This window comes from Flavobacterium xylosi, assembly GCF_042787345.1.
Lineage (GTDB): Bacteria > Bacteroidota > Bacteroidia > Flavobacteriales > Flavobacteriaceae > Flavobacterium > Flavobacterium xylosi.
On sequence record NZ_JBHZPZ010000026.1, the window covers coordinates 16,036 to 33,221 of the forward strand.

16 protein-coding genes are annotated in these 17,186 nt (G+C 34.2%); 4 read left to right on the plus strand and 12 right to left on the minus strand.

Annotated elements, in window-relative coordinates; all coding sequences use genetic code 11:
* Positions 1-16 precede the first annotated feature (16 nt).
* On the minus strand, positions 17-889 hold the full coding sequence (locus ACFX5E_RS15525) for a cyanophycinase (RefSeq protein WP_379856074.1): 873 nt from the start codon (positions 887-889) through the stop codon (positions 17-19).
* Between the two features lie 263 nt (positions 890-1,152).
* On the opposite strand from ACFX5E_RS15525, the gene cphA reads away from it, so the two are divergent.
* The 3 genes from cphA (at position 1,153) to ACFX5E_RS15540 (ending at position 4,366) form a co-directional block, all read left to right on the plus strand.
* Positions 1,153-3,777 carry a cyanophycin synthetase gene (cphA, locus tag ACFX5E_RS15530; RefSeq protein ID WP_379856075.1) on the plus strand — a complete coding sequence of 875 codons (2,625 nt, stop codon included), beginning with the start codon at positions 1,153-1,155 and terminating at the stop codon, positions 3,775-3,777.
* An 86-nt stretch (positions 3,778-3,863) separates the two neighbouring features.
* Entirely contained in the window at positions 3,864-4,115 is a 252-nt protein-coding gene (locus ACFX5E_RS15535; protein ID WP_379856076.1) for a type II toxin-antitoxin system Phd/YefM family antitoxin, read from the plus strand.
* A complete protein-coding gene (locus tag ACFX5E_RS15540; protein ID WP_379856077.1) occupies positions 4,112-4,366 on the plus strand; it encodes a Txe/YoeB family addiction module toxin in 255 nt (84 codons plus the stop codon). The genes ACFX5E_RS15535 and ACFX5E_RS15540 overlap by 4 nt, the downstream gene beginning before the upstream one ends.
* Positions 4,367-4,411: 45 nt before the next feature.
* On the opposite strand, the gene ACFX5E_RS15545 is transcribed toward ACFX5E_RS15540, so the two are convergent.
* The 11 genes from ACFX5E_RS15545 to tgt form a co-directional block, all read right to left on the minus strand.
* Positions 4,412-5,671 carry an asparagine synthetase B gene (locus tag ACFX5E_RS15545; RefSeq protein ID WP_379856078.1) on the minus strand — a complete coding sequence of 420 codons (1,260 nt, stop codon included), beginning with the start codon at positions 5,669-5,671 and terminating at the stop codon, positions 4,412-4,414.
* 329 nt (positions 5,672-6,000) lie between these two features.
* Positions 6,001-6,669, minus strand: a complete 669-nt coding sequence (locus tag ACFX5E_RS15550; protein ID WP_379856079.1) for a response regulator — start codon at positions 6,667-6,669, stop codon at positions 6,001-6,003.
* A 3-nt stretch (positions 6,670-6,672) separates the two neighbouring features.
* On the minus strand, positions 6,673-7,464 hold the full coding sequence (locus tag ACFX5E_RS15555) for a sensor histidine kinase (protein ID WP_379856080.1): 792 nt from the start codon (positions 7,462-7,464) through the stop codon (positions 6,673-6,675).
* Complete coding sequence (locus ACFX5E_RS15560) at positions 7,461-8,102, minus strand: hypothetical protein (RefSeq protein WP_379856081.1); 642 nt, start codon at positions 8,100-8,102, stop codon at positions 7,461-7,463. The genes ACFX5E_RS15555 and ACFX5E_RS15560 overlap by 4 nt, the downstream gene beginning before the upstream one ends.
* Positions 8,103-8,108: 6 nt before the next feature.
* Positions 8,109-8,507: a hypothetical protein gene (locus ACFX5E_RS15565; protein WP_379856082.1), complete on the minus strand. Its 399-nt coding sequence runs from the start codon at positions 8,505-8,507 to the stop codon at positions 8,109-8,111.
* A 296-nt stretch (positions 8,508-8,803) separates the two neighbouring features.
* Positions 8,804-10,348, minus strand: coding sequence for a replicative DNA helicase (dnaB, locus tag ACFX5E_RS15570; RefSeq protein ID WP_379856083.1), 1,545 nt, complete (start codon positions 10,346-10,348; stop codon positions 8,804-8,806).
* A 144-nt stretch (positions 10,349-10,492) separates the two neighbouring features.
* Complete coding sequence (locus tag ACFX5E_RS15575) at positions 10,493-11,446, minus strand: acetyl-CoA carboxylase carboxyltransferase subunit alpha (RefSeq protein ID WP_379856084.1); 954 nt, start codon at positions 11,444-11,446, stop codon at positions 10,493-10,495.
* 586 nt (positions 11,447-12,032) lie between these two features.
* On the minus strand, positions 12,033-12,545 hold the full coding sequence (locus ACFX5E_RS15580; RefSeq protein WP_379856085.1) for a dual specificity protein phosphatase family protein: 513 nt from the start codon (positions 12,543-12,545) through the stop codon (positions 12,033-12,035).
* Positions 12,546-13,105: 560 nt separating this feature from the next.
* Positions 13,106-13,987 carry a DMT family transporter gene (locus ACFX5E_RS15585; protein WP_379856086.1) on the minus strand — a complete coding sequence of 294 codons (882 nt, stop codon included), beginning with the start codon at positions 13,985-13,987 and terminating at the stop codon, positions 13,106-13,108.
* Positions 13,974-15,062, minus strand: coding sequence for an LptF/LptG family permease (locus ACFX5E_RS15590; RefSeq protein WP_379856087.1), 1,089 nt, complete (start codon positions 15,060-15,062; stop codon positions 13,974-13,976). The genes ACFX5E_RS15585 and ACFX5E_RS15590 overlap by 14 nt, the downstream gene beginning before the upstream one ends.
* 148 nt (positions 15,063-15,210) lie before the next feature.
* On the minus strand, positions 15,211-16,341 hold the full coding sequence (gene tgt / locus ACFX5E_RS15595) for a tRNA guanosine(34) transglycosylase Tgt (protein WP_379856088.1): 1,131 nt from the start codon (positions 16,339-16,341) through the stop codon (positions 15,211-15,213).
* A 311-nt stretch (positions 16,342-16,652) separates the two neighbouring features.
* Between tgt and ACFX5E_RS15600 the strand changes: the two genes are divergently transcribed.
* Positions 16,653-17,090: a phage integrase N-terminal SAM-like domain-containing protein gene (locus tag ACFX5E_RS15600; protein WP_379856089.1), complete on the plus strand. Its 438-nt coding sequence runs from the start codon at positions 16,653-16,655 to the stop codon at positions 17,088-17,090.
* The last annotated feature ends 96 nt before the right edge of the window (positions 17,091-17,186 follow it).

The following is a 17,186-nucleotide window of genomic DNA, read 5'->3' on the forward strand; positions in this document are numbered from 1 at the left end:
AATACTGCAGTCTGATTTATAAGTAATGTGAAGATTTAATATGCATTTTATGCGTTTCAAGGTTATAGGTGTCAAATTTGCTCATGACATGGGTTACCAAATGCGAAATTGATATAGGTTGTCCTAATTCTACTTTCGTCAAATTCGTGTCCTTTATCTCACGACCATCAACCAAAATAACCAAACCGGAGCCTATCGCTTCCATTTCTTTATTATTAGTAATCAACAATCCGGTATCTTCTCCAAGACCAATTCCCAATACTCTTGGGTTTCCCACAACGGCTTGAAAAAGCCTTCCAATTCTTCCGCGTTGTACAAAATGGGTATCGATAATAACGCCATCAATTAATCCTAATCCACTGGAAATCTTCACTTCGCCTTTCAATAAAGCTTCTGAGCTACTCCCTTGATAAATCATATTATTAGACGCTGCGGCAGCACCAGCTGAAGTTCCCGCATAAATAAATTCTTCGTTGTGGTATTTGTCCAATAAAATATCATGAAAAGGTGTTCCCCCAAGTATAGACGTCAACCGCAATTGATCACCTCCGGTAAACATAACAATATCAGCTGCTTTTAGTCGAGACAAAATTGCTTCGTCTGCTGCTTGCTCTCTTCTTTCTATATTAAGTATACCAATATTTTTAGCATTCAAATACTCAAATGCTTTCACATATTCAGGACCAATTTCCTTCGGAATAACTGAAGCTGTTGTAATAACTTCAATACGTGAATTCTCCTTATGTTTTGATTCGTTTATGATTCTTTTTAAAATCCCGGTTTCAAAAAAGTTTAAATTGCTAGAGGTATTTTTATCCAGATCGGTTTCCGTAAAACTTCCTTTATCTACCGCACCTCCTATTATTATCAGTTTTCCTAGTATATTCATTTTGCAAAAATAACCAAAAAGATAAAAGGAGCACTTGAAGTTTAATGCTTTTTTTGAATAATTTACAACGGAATAATTATTGTTAATTTTCAATAAATAAATTTTGATTCCTATTTTAAAAAAACTACTTTTAGTTGTGTTCTACACTTTTTTCAAAAATAAAAATCATTTATCCCCTTATTTTTTTAAAAAAACAGAGCATATTGCATTTAAAATTAATTGATTACATATTTATTTTAGTAGAAAAACAATATCCCCATTTTATGAAAATAGTTAAAGTACAAGCCCTTCGCGGTCCTAATATATGGAGTATCCAAAGAAAAAAATTGATCCAAATGCGATTAGATTTGGAGGAAATAGAACAGTTTCCAACCAATAAAATAGACGGATTTAAAGACCGAATTGAAGCCATGTTTCCTACAATGATTGAACATCGCTGTTCTGAAGGTTGTCGTGGCGGATTTTTTTCCAGAGTGGAACGCGGTACGTGGATGGGTCATGTGATTGAACATATTGCACTCGAAATCCAATCTTTGGCTGGAATGGAAACTGGATTTGGTAGAACCCGAGAAACCAAGACTCCCGGAACTTATAACGTAGTCTTTAGCTATACGGAAGAAAATGTTGGTCTTTTTGCCGCTGAATCTTCTGTTGCCATTGCCGAAGCCTTAATTGCCGGAACGGAATATGATGTGGATGCCGACTTACAAAAAATGCGAGAAATACGGGAACGTGTTCGACTGGGGCCAAGTACCGGAAGTATCGTAGAAGAAGCTGTTGCCAGAAATATTCCTTGGATAAGATTGGGAACAAATTCATTAGTTCAACTGGGATATGGTATTAATCAAATGCGTTTTCAGGCAACAATTACCTGCAAAACCAGTAGTATTGCCGTAGATATTGCTTGCAACAAAGAGCAAACCAAAAAAATGCTGGATATGGCTTCGATTCCAGTGGCTAGTGGAAGTATTTGTACTGATGAAGAAGGTTTATCCGATACTATCAAAAAAATTGGATATCCAATTGTATTAAAACCTTTGGACGGAAATCATGGAAAAGGAGCTTCCATTAATGTTACAAATTGGGAAGATGCTGTTGCTGGTTTGGCATTCGCTCAAGAATACGGTAAACGTGTCATTGTAGAAAAATTCATCACTGGTTTCGATTTTAGAATATTGGTAATCGATAATAAACTTGCCGCTGCGGCAAAAAGAGTTCCTGCTCATGTAATAGGAAACGGGAATGACAACATTCACCAATTAATTGACACTACCAACCTAGACCCAAGAAGAGGTTATGGCCATGAAAATGTATTAACACAAATAGACGTCGATAGAGATACTGAAGATTTATTGGAAAAACTAGGCTATACCCTAGAAACTATTCCAAGAGTTGGTGAAATTGTTTTCTTAAAATCTACAGCAAATTTAAGTACAGGCGGAACTTCTGTGGATGTTACCGATATGATGCACCCGGAAAATATTTTTCTTGCCGAAAGAATTTCAAGAGTAATTGGACTGGATATCTGCGGTGTTGATATTATGGCCGAGAATTTAACGCAACCATTAAAAGAAAATGGCGGCGTAATTCTGGAAGTCAATGCAGCTCCGGGTTTTAGAATGCACCTTGCCCCTTCTGAAGGATTGCCGAGAAATGTAGCTTCGCCAGTGATTGATATGTTGTACCCTCCGGGAAAATCATGTCGAATTCCAATTATTGCTGTTACCGGGACAAATGGTAAGACTACTACTACCCGACTTTTGGCACATATTGTAAAAAATAATGGATTCAAAGTAGGATTCACTACCTCAGATGGGATTTACATTCAAAATCACATGATGGAAAAAGGAGATACAACGGGACCTCTTAGTGCAGAATATATTTTAAGAGATCCAACGGTAGAATTCGCTGTTCTGGAAACTGCTCGAGGCGGAATTCTTCGTTCTGGTTTAGGTTTTAGTCTTTGTGATATTGGAATAATTACCAATATTCAGGAAGATCATTTGGGTTTAAGTGATATTCATACCCTAGATGACTTAGCTAGAGTCAAAGCAACAGTGGTAAAAAGCATCAAGAAAAGTGGTTGGGCAGTTTTGAATGGAGACGATGAACATTGTGTAAAATTAGGTCAGGATCTAAATTGCAATGTTGCTTATTTTAGTTTAGACGAAGACAGTGATTTCATCAAAAAACTATGCGCTGAAGGAAAAACAGTTGCCGTTTATGAAAATGGATATATTACCATTAAAAAAGGGGAATGGAAAATCCGAATCGAACGCGCCACTCACGTACCTTTAACATTGGGTGGAAAAGCAAAATTCATGATTGCCAATGTACTCGCCGCCACTTTAGCGAGTTATTTATGGGGTTTTAAAACCGAAGACATCAGTTTATCGTTGCAAACTTTTATTCCAAGTGCTGCACAAACTCCCGGTCGTATGAATATTTTTGAATTCAAAAAATTTAAAGTATTGATTGATTTTGCTCATAACCCGTCGGGTTACAAAGGAGTTGAAGAATTCCTGCAAAGTGTTGATGCTACCAAGAAAATCGGAATAATAGCCGGCGTTGGAGACCGACGTGACGAAGACATAAGAGAATGTGCCACTATTGCCGCCAGAATGTTTGACCATATTATCATTCGCCAAGAAAAATACCTGAGAGGAAGAACCGAAGACGAAATTATTAATTTAATTCTCGAAGGGATTAAAACTTCAGGCAAAACGGTTACGTATGAAATTATTCCAAAAGAAACCGAAGCCATTAAACATGCCATAAATTGTGCCGAAGAAGGTAGTTTTATAACCGCGTTAAGTGATGTGGTTACCAATGCCATCGATATTGTACAAGAATATTTAGACAAAGAAAACGAACAAGGAATCGTCTAATTTTAAATACCATAAATTTAAAAATAACTCAATTAAGTACTTAATTGAGTTATTTTTTTGTAAATTTGTTTTTCAAATAACAAAAAATGAAAGTAGTAAACTATACTGATTTGCGTCTAAATCTAAAAAAATGGATGGATAGTGTCATTGATGATATGGAAGAAATCATAGTAAAAAGAAAAGACAATAAAGATTTGGTTTTAATTTCGCTTGATGAGTACAATTCTTTAAAAGAAACCAATTATCTTTTATCAGGAAAAAACAGAGAAATCGTATTGAAAGCTGTTGAAGACGTAAAAAATAAAAAAACATTCCAAAAAGAATTGATTGAAGAATGAAAATAATTTGGCAATCACAAGCTTGGGATGATTATCTCTTTTGGCAAAAAACAGATAAATCAAAACTCAAACGAATTAATGAATTAATAAAATCTACTACAAGAACACCTTTTGAGGGAATTGGAAATCCAGAACCATTAAAACACGACCTTCAAGGATATTGGTCAAGAAGAATAGACTCTGAACATCGTTTGGTTTATACATTAATAGCGGAAGATTTGATAATAATTGCATGTAAATACCATTATTAATACCTAAAAAAAACCAATCTATTTCGATTGGATTTTTTTTAGGTATTAAGTTTTTAGTTTTTTCTTCCTCGCTGCAGGAAATAAAACATTATTCAAAATCAAACGATATCCTGGAGAATTGGGATGTAAATCCAAAACAGTAGGTGGGTCTCCAACTTGATGCTGAAAATCTTCGGGATCATGGCCTCCATAAAACGTATACATTCCTTTGCCTTTTTCTCCATGAATGTAACGCGCTTCACCATTCAATTCACAGGTTCCCATAACCAATACATTAGATTTAATAAGTGCGGTGTCAAAAGAAGTCGTTTGACCCATAAAACCTTTTACCAGTTGTGTATGATTTTGGCATAACATACTGGGAATAGGATCCCATTTTGCTGAAAATTCCATCAAAGTAAAATAATCCTTCTCCATTGGAATTCGTCTTTTCAAAGTCATATCAATATCTGAAAATTCATATTGTTCCGGTCTTCTCTCTAAAATAAAATCTTTGAAAACAAAAGTATTCCCATAATTCATCTTCGATTGGTAATTCGCATCACTCGCGTCACCATCAAACATGGTCTCACAAATATCAACACCATCGGCAGCCAAAGCAATATCAAAACTATCCGTTGCAGAACACATGGCAAACATAAATCCTCCACCAATTACGAAATCTCTGATTTTTTTGGCAACAGCCCCCTTTTCCTGGGAGACTTTTGCATATCCTAATTTTGCAGCCAAAGCCTCGGATTCTTTCTTTTGCTCGATGTACCAAGGCGCATTTCTGTAGGCTCCAAAAAACTTACCATATTGGCCCGTAAAATCTTCATGATGCAAATGCAGCCAATCGTAAAGTAACAGCTGATCGCTTAAAACTTCTTCATCATAAATAGGGGTAAAAGGAATTTCCGCGTACGTCAAAACCATAGTCACTGCATCATCCCAAGGTTGTTTCCCTTTGGGAGTGTAAACTGCCACTTTTGGTGCTTTTTCCAAAATAACCGTTTCCATGTTTTGTGACGGACTGGATATTTCATTCAAGATTGAGGCTTCTTCACTATCTGAAAGAATTTCAAAACTAACACCTCGAATTTGGCATTCTTTACGTATTTCAGGAGCGTCGGGTAATAAAAAAGACCCTCCTCGATAATTCAGTAACCAGCTCGCTTTATAATTTTTTTCTAAACACCAATACGTGATTCCATAAGCTTTAAGATGATTTTGCTGCGTGGTTTCATCCATTGGCAACAAAATAAAAGAGGCTTTTGCAGAAAAAGAAAGTAAAATAACTAAAATATAAATAATTCGCTGCGACATCGTTTATTGATTTTATCTATCAAAGATAGAAAGTAAGTAATTGAAATGATAAAAAAAACAACTTTAAAATAAAACCACAAATCTATTTAGACGTAAAACACGTAAATATACGCATAGAGAATTTATATCAAGTGTATAAATTTACATCTCGGTAGTAAACAAAAGCAGCAATGGAAAATTTAGAAATAAACTTTAAGAAAAAAACCAAACCTTTCAATATGAAGATTTTTGCAATAAACATTGGAATCTTTCTATTAATAGTACTTATTGCAGTTTTCTATATAATGTGTTATCAACTTTTCTTTGAGTAAATATTTTACTTACACCTTTTAGGAGATGATGCCCAAAATAATATCATTTTGAACCGCATAGACAACTAAACCCGCAATATTTCTGGATTCGGTTTTCAGTAACAAATTATTTCGATGACCTTCAACTGTTCTGGGGCTTATAAAAAGTTGTTCTGCGATTTCGACCGTACTCTTTTGAAGACATATAAGTATAAGTACTTCGATTTCCCGTTTGGTAAGGAAGTTACTTTCAAAGTTGCTTTTAACTTTCATATTTGTTAATACATCTTCCTTAATAATTTCCATAATATAATCGGTGTAATAAAATCCTTTTAACGCTACCTGATTTATGGTGGTTAATAAATCCTGAGGCGTAGCATTTTTCATTAAATACGAAACGGCACCCACATCAATCATATTGGCAACAAAAGATTTAGAATCATAACTTGTAAGCGCAATAATTTTAATATCAGGAAAATCTTTACGAATAATTTTAGTAGCTTCTACTCCATTAATTTCAGGCATTTTCAAATCCATCATAATAATATCAGGATGATTCTTATTTAACTCCAAAAAAGAAATAAGTTCATTCCCATTTGAAGCTTCAAAAATAATCTCCATATTTTTTTCACGTTCCAACAAAAATGAAATTCCTTTTCTAAAAAGTATTTCATCGTCTACCAATATTATTTTGATTTTGTCATTCATCCTTTAAAAATTAAAAACTACCGAAATTCCATTATTAATAGAGGAATTCATCGTAATTATTCCTTTTAAGAAAGCTACTCTACTCTCAATATTTTTTATACCGAGACCTTTCTGATTTTTATTATTGTCCAAATCAAAACCAATTCCATTATCAGAATAATAACATATTTTTCCTTCTTTATTGTTTTCAAAAAGGATAGAAATCACGGTTGCTTTTCCGTGGCGAAGTGAATTATTCATCAACTCTTGCAAAATTCTAAATACATGTAAATGTTTGTCATTTTCTAAAATATCAAACGAAACTTTACTTTCATAGTTTACACTAATCAATTTAGAACTACTGAATTCTAAACATAACTCTTCAACACCTGCATGAAGTCCAAATTTGTCTAAAACAGGTGGCAAAAGTCCATGTGCGATTTTTCTGGAATTATCTAGTGCTTTAGAGGTCAGATTAATAATATTTGCAGTAATTTCAGTAATTTCTTCTTGAGATAAATTAGGTGTATTCAGCAAATGACTGTTTAAAGAAACGATATTAAGTTTAGAGCTGATATCATCATGCAAGTCTTGCGCAATACGTTTGCGTTCCTCTTCCTGCGTAATAATTACGGCACTTAAAAGCTCTTTTTGATATTGAATTTCTAGATCTTTTTTTTCTAATTCTTTCTGAATAATCTTCTTTCTTGAAAAATAAAAAAACAAGATCAATACTGCTCCCATCAAAAGAAAAGCGATAAAACTATAGACTATGATTTCAATTATTTCACTTTCCTGCAGTGTGTTGACTTTCATAAAACCGTATTGAATACTCTTTTTTTAGAAAAACTTTTTTTCCATTCTACCAAAATAAAAACCTGATAGACAATGTACAGTATGCTATTCAAAATCCAAGTAATTTTATTCATTTTCGGACTTAAAACAATTGTCAGATTCCCTACCAGAAACAATATAGTACTTCCGAACAAATAGATTAAAACACCCATATTGATGTAATAAAACTCTTTTTTTTCATTCAACATATTGTAAAAGTGAAAAGTAGCGTACAGTATTAACAAAAAGGAAGTAATAAATATTTCAAACAGATTGAATTTTAAAAATAAAGAAACATCATTAGCGTATTGTATCCCTAATGCTATCAATCCTAAAAACAAACCAAACTTCACAACTTTTTTTTGAAATTTTTCTTTTAAAATGTTGGTATAAAAAAGGCTCAATACTATAAACTGACCGATAAAATAAAAATGTGACAGGAATAAGTTATTAATATGATTTTTCATCATTATCTTCGAAACAATTTGAACAACAAAAGTCACACCTAGATAACACGTGAAAATTTTATAGGCTTTACCTTCATTTCGGACGCCCTTTAAAAATAAAATCAGATTAAGTAATAAAATTACATAACCAATATTTGCAAATATACTCCACATTTTATACTAGAAATTTAATGGACTTTCAGGATCACCTGCTGGCGGGCAAGGCTCTGTAAAATCATATATATTATCCTGTTCTACCTCTATATTTCCTATACCTACGTTTATCATATCAACATAAATACCAGTTTTCGGATCTAATTTAGTCCCCACTATCATGAGTTTTTCAGCACCATTATCATCCACACCAATATATGTTCTGACGGCATCCACACCTTCTTTTAAAACTTCCAGCAAATCAACTTTTGGAATCAGAAAAGCATTGACTTTATGGTGTTTATTGTAATCCCCCTCTTTTTTAGACCAACGCTTGGCCCATCTTTGTGCTTCTTTTAGCGGAATGCTATTTACTTCTTTCCCCACTTTTTGTTCGCTGTTCATTGCTACGTTTTCTTGAGACATAATTTTTGTTTTTTATTTAACAAATATCTTAATCTAGCTTAAAGTGTGCTAAACTTCTGATTTCAACGCTAAACTACTATTTATTTTATATTTTAACAAACTAAAGATTACTTATGTTTTAGCCATTCTCTTTTTTTGTGATTCAGAAGCAGTAAGAACTCTTTTAGGAGATTCCCCTTTTGTTTGAATGACAAGCTTCTACCAAAACCCTAAGGGATAGTTCCAAAATTATAAAGACGAATGAAATTTATTTTATGGCATAAAAAAAGCCTACAAAGTAGGCTTCTATGGTATTTCTAAAACGGTACATCACTATCGTCGTCTTCATCGTTCAGATTACTACCAAAAGCTTCATTAGCCGAAGGCAGATTTTTGGTAATAAAAGGATTATCATCTTGATTCATACTTGATGGCAAATCATCATAACCACCACTGTAATCTTCCAAATTATCAAACTTTCCCAGATGACCAATAAACTTCAAACGAACATTTTCAATACTACCATTACGGTGTTTGGCAATCATTATTTCTGCCTGCCCTGCAGTTGGCGAAGCTTCATCATCATCCCACTCGTCAATTTTGTAATATTCGGGACGGTATAAAAACGATACAATATCGGCATCTTGCTCAATCGCTCCTGATTCACGAAGGTCAGAAAGTAATGGTCTTTTGCTGGATCCACGGGTTTCAACCGCACGCGACAATTGAGAAAGAGCAATAACAGGAACATTCAATTCCTTAGCTAATGCTTTTAAATTTCGGGAAATCGTAGAAATCTCCTGTTCTCTGTTTCCTCCGCCTTTTCCGTTTCCTCCAGCCGTCATCAATTGCAAATAATCAACAATAATAATTCGTATACCATGTTGCGAAACCAAACGTCTTGCCTTTGCTCTTAAATCAAAAATTGACAAGGAAGGTGTATCGTCAATAAATAATGGTGCTTTTTCTAAATTTTTAACTTTGGTACTCAATTGTTCCCATTCGTGTTTTTCCAGTTTTCCGGTACGCAATTTCTCCGATGACAAACCTGTTTCCGAAGAAATCAAACGGGTGATTAACTGCACCGATGCCATCTCCAGCGAAAATAAGGCAACTGGCATATTGTAATCAATTGCCATATTCCTGGCCATCGATAATACAAATGCGGTCTTACCCATTGCAGGTCTTGCCGCTATAATAATTAAATCACTTGGTTGCCAACCGGAAGTAATTTTGTCTAATTTATCAAAACCAGTAGCTACACCACTAAGTCCTTCCTGACCAGCGATTTCCTCAATACGTTTTTTGGCTTGCAGCACTAAACTCTGTGCTGTTTCGGAACTTCGTTTTATGTTCCCTTGTGTTACTTCATACAATTTAGATTCAGCTCTATCCAATAAATCAAAAACATCCGTTGTTTCATCGTAAGAATCTTCAATTATTTCGGTTGAAATTCGAATCAAACTGCGTTGTATAAATTTCTGAAGGATAATCCTGGAATGAAATTCAATATGTGCAGAAGACGATATCTTTTGCGTAAGCTGAATTAAGTAAAAATCCCCGCCTGCCAAATCCAATTTTCCGTTTTTCTTAAGTTGGGCCGAAACGGTTAATAAGTCAATAGGCTGTGTTTCTGTAAACAACTGAACAATAGCCTCAAAAATATGTTTGTGTCCCTCTTTGTAAAAAGCATCGGGCTGCAAAATATCAATTACATCATCTACCCCTTTTTTATCAATCATCATGGCTCCAAGAACAGCTTCTTCCAAATCTAAAACTTGAGGTTGCAATTTTCCTTTTTCCAGGTTTATTATAGTTGTTTTATCAATCTTTATTGGGTTTATGCTTTTGAAGTTTTCCATATAGCGAAAGTAACGAAAATTAAAAAAATATTGTCATTGAGTTATTACGAATAATTGTTCATAAATAACTATTTTTTGTTTATAATCATAAAAAAATCCGTCTCGTTTGTCAACGAGACGGATTAAATTTCAGTTTGTAAGAATTTATTCCTTGTATTCGCCCATTTTACTGTATTTATCCATTCTTTGAGCAATTAATTCTTCTGTTGATAAGTCTTTCAATTCATTGAATCCTTTCATGATATATTGCTCTACCGTTTTGAAAGTAGTCTCTCTGTCGTAGTGCGCTCCGCCTAATGGCTCCGGGATGATATCATCGACTAGTTTTTGTTTTTTCATATCTGCAGAAGTTAATTTCAAAGCTTCAGCAGCTTGTTCTTTATACTCCCAGCTTTTCCAAAGAATAGAGGAACATGATTCAGGGGAAATTACCGAATACCAAGTGTTTTCCATCATATATACTCGGTCTCCGACTCCTATTCCTAATGCTCCACCTGAAGCTCCTTCTCCAACAATAACGGTGATAATTGGCACCTTTAAACGAACCATTTCAAAAATGTTTCTTGCAATTGCCTCTCCTTGTCCGCGTTCTTCCGCTTCAAGTCCAGGATAGGCACCCGGAGTATCAATTAAAGTTAAAACTGGAATGCCAAATTTCTCTGCCATTTTCATTAATCGCAACGCTTTACGGTATCCTTCAGGATTTGCCATTCCGAAATTACGAAACTGACGCGTCTTTGTATTGAATCCTTTTTGTTGACCTACAATCATAAAAGATTGTCCGTCTATTTTTCCTAAACCACCAATCATGGCTTTATCATCTTTAAAACCTCTGTCTCCAAAAAGTTCCAAGAACGTTTCTCCACATAGCGCCCGTACGTGGTCCATTGTATAAGGACGACTTGGGTGTCTGGAGAGTTGAACGCGTTGCCAAGCTGTTAAGTTTTTATAAATTTTTCGTTTAGTTTCTTCTAGTTTTTTGTTGATTTGCTTGCAAGTATTCGTTACATCAACATCCGATTCTTGACCAATAACAAGACATTTATCTAACTGATCTTCGAGTTCTTTTATTGGAAGTTCAAAATCTAAATATTCCATAGGATTTCTACGTTTTTGTTTTTAATTCGAACGGCAAATATAAAATTTTAAATCGTTCAAAAAGGGTATTTTTTCATTTATGTCTCCAACTGCACTTTAATAAAATATTAAAATCATTTTTTAAATGCACAGAAACTATCTTTATTCCTTTATAATACTAAAAGGGAAGTATCTTTATAGCAACTGAAGTGCGATTTAAAATCAAAATTTAAGATTGGATTTTAATTTTTTTTTAACCTAAAATTAGGTGAAGGTCAGTTACTAATAAAAAAAAACATTTCAAGATCTTTATTAAAATTAAAAATCACAAAAAAATTTGCAAACCCCACTGAATACTGAATTTATCAAACAAAAAATCATGATTTTAAACAATGAGATTAAGAGGTTAAGAAATTCTGGCTATGTTTTGTTTAACAATTAGGTTTAGCGTTTTTTAAAACAAAAAAATATAGATACAAAGCGGTATTACCGACATTTCGTAATTTTTTTTAAGATTTTTTTGACAACATTGAGTCATAATCTCTTAATCTTATTGTTGATGGCAGTAAAAATAATCATGGTCCGTTTAGCGCAAAGTCATATAAAATTATTGCTTTTCAGTCTCTAATTGTTTTCTTGATTTGTACGATTTTAAATACTCGCCCTTAGGAGTTCCATCATCAAAGGAACTAAATTTGATTAATTTTCTTACTCCTTGACGTGCTGCTTCATTTGTGAAATTTTCATATTCTATTCTGTAAAGTGCTGCGTACATTTCGGCGCGGCCTATGCCATGATAGCAATGAATCAACACCGGGTAATTTGCTTTGTTATCCATTATTTTAAAAAAACGATCTAAGTTTTCTTGTTTCGGAACCTGGTCTGAACCGTTATTAAAATAGTTTACTCCTTTAATTTTCGCAATGGCATTCTGTTCCGCGGTTAATTCTGCTGGAATTTCCGGATTATTCTTTAAATCTATTGTTCCCGGAAAACGCAAATCAACAATCGATTTTATATGATATTTGGTAACGTAGCTTTCTATTTCATCCGGCGGAATAACGCCTGATTTGTATACCTTACCCTCCGTAATTGTCTCAAAATTATGATTGATATTCATATCATAAATCTGTTTGCCCCCAAAAAATAAAATTAGGACCAATAACAAAAAACCTATTCTTTTTTTATTTTTTTTCATGCCAATGTATTATTTGCTTTTTAATGGAATATAAAATTGCGATTTATTAGAATCAAAGTTATACCATTTCATCTTTGAAATCAGTGTGTTGTTTTTTTATCAATTGCCGCTGGTTTTAACCAGTCGATTGCTATGTATAAATTTGATTGGCTTTAGCCAAAATGGGTACTATAATCTTGGCTAAAGCCAATAATATCAATTGAAATCTCCAGTTCCTTTGGTTAAAACCAACGGCAATTCATTTTAATTCTAATTATAGCTTAAAACTTGTTACAGTAATTTCTAACTAAAAATGGTATTATTTTTTACTGCAAAGGTCTTACTTAATATTGAAATAGTGCTATTTAGCTTGACGTTTCTTGTCAAAGCAAAGTTAAAATTGGCACAATAAAGTAAAGAGAATTCTTCAGATAATTTTTTACTCGAAACAATTTTGCTGACACTTACAGTTTTAAAAAAAGCGCAACAGCAAAAAAGTGATTTTAAACCTCCTTTTTATAATGTTTAATCACGCCGTTCAGGATTACGGTGATTACAATTATTATGGCTCCAATGTAAAACTCAAAGCTCATTTTTTCTTTTCCGCCAAGAATGAAATAGGCCAATACAATTCCATAAACCGGTTCTAAATTGGTCGTCAGCATTACGGTATATGGCGTCAGTTTCTGCATGACTTTTACAGATGCCGTAAAAGCATAAGCGGTACAGATAGAAGCTAAAATCAGAATCAAAATCCAATTATTAACCGTTAAAACAAAGAAATCCAAAGAGAATTTTTGTTGAAATAAAAAGTAAACAGTAATAAAAAATACACCTGCCAGGAATTCATAAAAGGAGATCACCGAAGGATCGTGATTTTCTATTAATTTCCCATTCATAAGGGTAAACAAAACACCCAGTATTATGGATGCCAAAGCATATAACATACCTTCCAGATAATTAACTTCAACTTTCATAATCAATGCCAATCCGGCAATAATAATAAGCCCAAAAAACACTTCATACCAAAGTACTTTTCTACCATAAAAAATAGGCTCCAGTATGGAGGCAAAAAAAGCACCCAAGGAGAAAACCGAAAGTGTAATGGACACATTAGAAACATGAATGGCTTTGAAAAAAAAGATCCAATGCAGGGCGATCAACAAGCCTACAAAAATCAATTTCAGAAAAGATTTAATTGGAATTCTAAATGATTTCTTTTTGAATACAATAAAAAGTGATAAAAAAACACTGGCAAAAAGCATTCGATACCAAACCAAAGCATCGGCAGTAATCGTGATCAGCGCTCCTAAAATAGCGGTAAAGCCCCAAATAAAAACTATGAAATGGAGGTTTAAGTAACTCTTGAATTTATCGTTTTGCATTTCGTAATAAATAAACGGCTAATATTCCGAAACCAATATTTGGTAACCAAACTGCCAACAGGGGCGGAATACTGGATTTCTCCGCCAGTACTCCAAATATTTTATCAAAGAAAACAAAGGCAAAAGCCAATGCTATTCCTATAGCCAGATTGATTCCCATTCCGCCTCTGCGTTTCATGGACGAAACGGAAACCGCGATAATCGTTAGAATAAATGCTGAAACCGGTACGCTGAATTTCTTGTACAAAACCACTAGATAGACATTGATATTAGAGGAACCGCGACTTCTTTCTTTGTCAATAAATTTGACTAATTTATCAAAAGTCAAGGTTTCTGCAATATATACCACGGGAGTTAAATCTTCTAAATCAAAACTAAAACGAGCGACTTTCTCCGGTGCTTTTTCAATTTTATCATTCAATTCCCCCACCGTTCTTTTGGTATAATCATACATTGTATAATTGCGCTGCTTTGGATTCCATTGTATTCTGCTGGCGGTGATTTTGTATACTAATTTCTCGTTTTTGAATTTTTCCAATGAAAAATTAAAAGCAATCTTAGACAACGGATTAAAGCTATTCACATAGATAAATTCCGTTTCGCTAATTTGTCTAAATACATCCGTATTATCACCTCTCATGGCCTCTTTCCCTCCTGTTTTCAGGTAGGTATATCTAAAATTGTTAAACCCTTCGCTGGATTTAGGAACAACAAAAAATCCCATCAACAAAACAAAAATAGAAACAATGGTAGCCCCAATTATGAAAGGCCTCAAAAACCGTGTAAACGAAATCCCCGAACTCAAAATGGCGATAATCTCTGTGTTATTGGCTAATTTCGAGGTAAACCAAATAATCGATAAAAACAGAAAGATCGGAAATAAGGAATTTGCAAAATAAATAGTGAAATGATAATAGTAGATCGCAATTTCAATAAATGGAACTTTATTCTCCAGCATGAAATTAATCTTCTCCGAAACATCAATAACAATTCCTATAGGTATAAACATTAACAACATAGCCGAAAACGTGGCTAAATATCTTTTTAGGATGTATTTGTCAATTATTGTTAGCATAAGGGTTTATTCGGTTAATCGTTAAAATGGTGAATCGGTTATTTGTTAATTTGGTGAATCGTTATTTGATTTACGAATAAACAATTAAACCTAAATTACAATACGGTAATACGGTTAAACAAATAACCGAATAACCGCTTAAACAAATTTACAGCCTTTGGTTCATATTCTTCACCATCATTTCTTTCCAAGGCTTGAAATCGCCCGCTAAGATATGTTTTCTAGCCTCACGAACCAACCACATGTAAAACCCAAGATTATGGATTGTAGCAATTTGTTTTCCCAAGTATTCGTTGGCAGCAAAAAGGTGACGCAAATACGCTTTAGTATATTCGGTATCTACAAAGGTGATTCCCATTTCGTCAACTGGCGAAAAATCAGCTTCCCATTTTTTATTTTTGATATTAATCGTACCGTTCGCCGTAAACAACATTCCGTTTCTGGCGTTACGTGTAGGCATCACACAGTCAAACATATCAATTCCAAGGGCAATATTCTCCAGAATATTTATCGGAGTTCCTACGCCCATCAGGTAACGGGGTTTGTCTTCGGGCAAAATTTCGCAGACTATTTCCGTCATTGCGTACATTTCCTCAGCCGGTTCTCCTACAGAAAGTCCGCCAATGGCGTTTCCTACTTGATTCGTATTCGCAATATATTCTGCTGATTGCTGGCGCAAGTCCTTATAACAACTTCCCTGTACAATAGGAAAAAAAGCTTGGTCGTAACCGTATTTCACCGGAACTTTATCTAAATGGGTCACACAGCGGTCTAACCAGCGGTGCGTCATTTTCATAGAGCGCTTTGCATAGTTATAATCACAAGGATATGGCGTACACTCATCAAAAGCCATGATAATATCAGCACCTATGGTACGTTGAATTTCCATCACATTCTCTGGTGTAAAAAAGTGGTACGAACCGTCAATATGCGATTTGAACTTCACTCCTTCTTCCTTAATTTTTCGGTTAGCCGAAAGCGAATACACTTGGTAACCACCAGAATCCGTCAAAATATTACGGTCCCAATTCATGAATTTATGCAATCCTCCCGCTTTCTCCAGAATTTCGGTTTGCGGACGCAAATATAAATGGTAGGTGTTTCCCAGGATAATATCCGGGTTTATATCTTCTTTCAATTCCCGCTGATGCACCCCTTTTACAGAGGCTACAGTACCTACAGGCATAAAAATTGGTGTTTCAATCACACCGTGATCAGTAGTAATGCTTCCCGCTCTGGCTTTAGACAGCGGGTCTTTCTTTAATAAATCAAACTTCATAGTAACGTTTTTCTTCCGATTGTTCGGCGGGCAAAGATAGGTTAATTTGAAAACTAGATAATTAGATAATTTAAAAAATTAATTAAGATATAGCAAATCAATTCGGGCGTGCCCTAAAAAGGTCGGGCTATTCGTTGCAATCTTTTTCTTGTTCTCGATGCTTCCGCTAAAAAGCGGAAACTCGAACCGACGAAAAAGGATTTCCACTTTTATCCCTCACGCAAAAAAGCTGCTATACATCAAGAACCATTGCAATATAACATAATATTTGTAAAAAAAATAGTATCTTTCAATCACAAAATCAATACGATATGATCTTGACAGCAAAACTCATTAAGCATAAAGACGAAAGCAGAATTGCCGTTTATTTCGAGAAAAATCAAGACCTGATTTCCAGAATAAAACAATTAGATGGAGCTCGATGGAGCCAGCAAAAAACCGTTTGGCATCTCCCGGACACCACTGAAAACAGAGAACGTTTCAACATAGAACCCATCGCAAATTCACTCCCTTCCGCCGAGGGAATTTTTCAAATAGAGAAATTCAAACAATGGCTTCGTTCTAAACGCTATAGCGAAAGCACCATAACTACCTATAGCGAAGCCTTAAAATCTTTCCTGATTTTCTATCGAGAAAAATCAGTTGTAGAAATCAATAATGAGGATGTGATTATCTACAATAACGACTATATTTTAAAAAATAATCTTTCGGCTTCGTACCAAAATCAAATTGTTCACCCCGTTGGATAAAAAAATTGAACTTATGTATTATTATGTTTACGTTTTGCTAAGTGAAAAAGATAATCAATTTTACACTGGCTATACTTCTGATTTAAAAAATAGGCT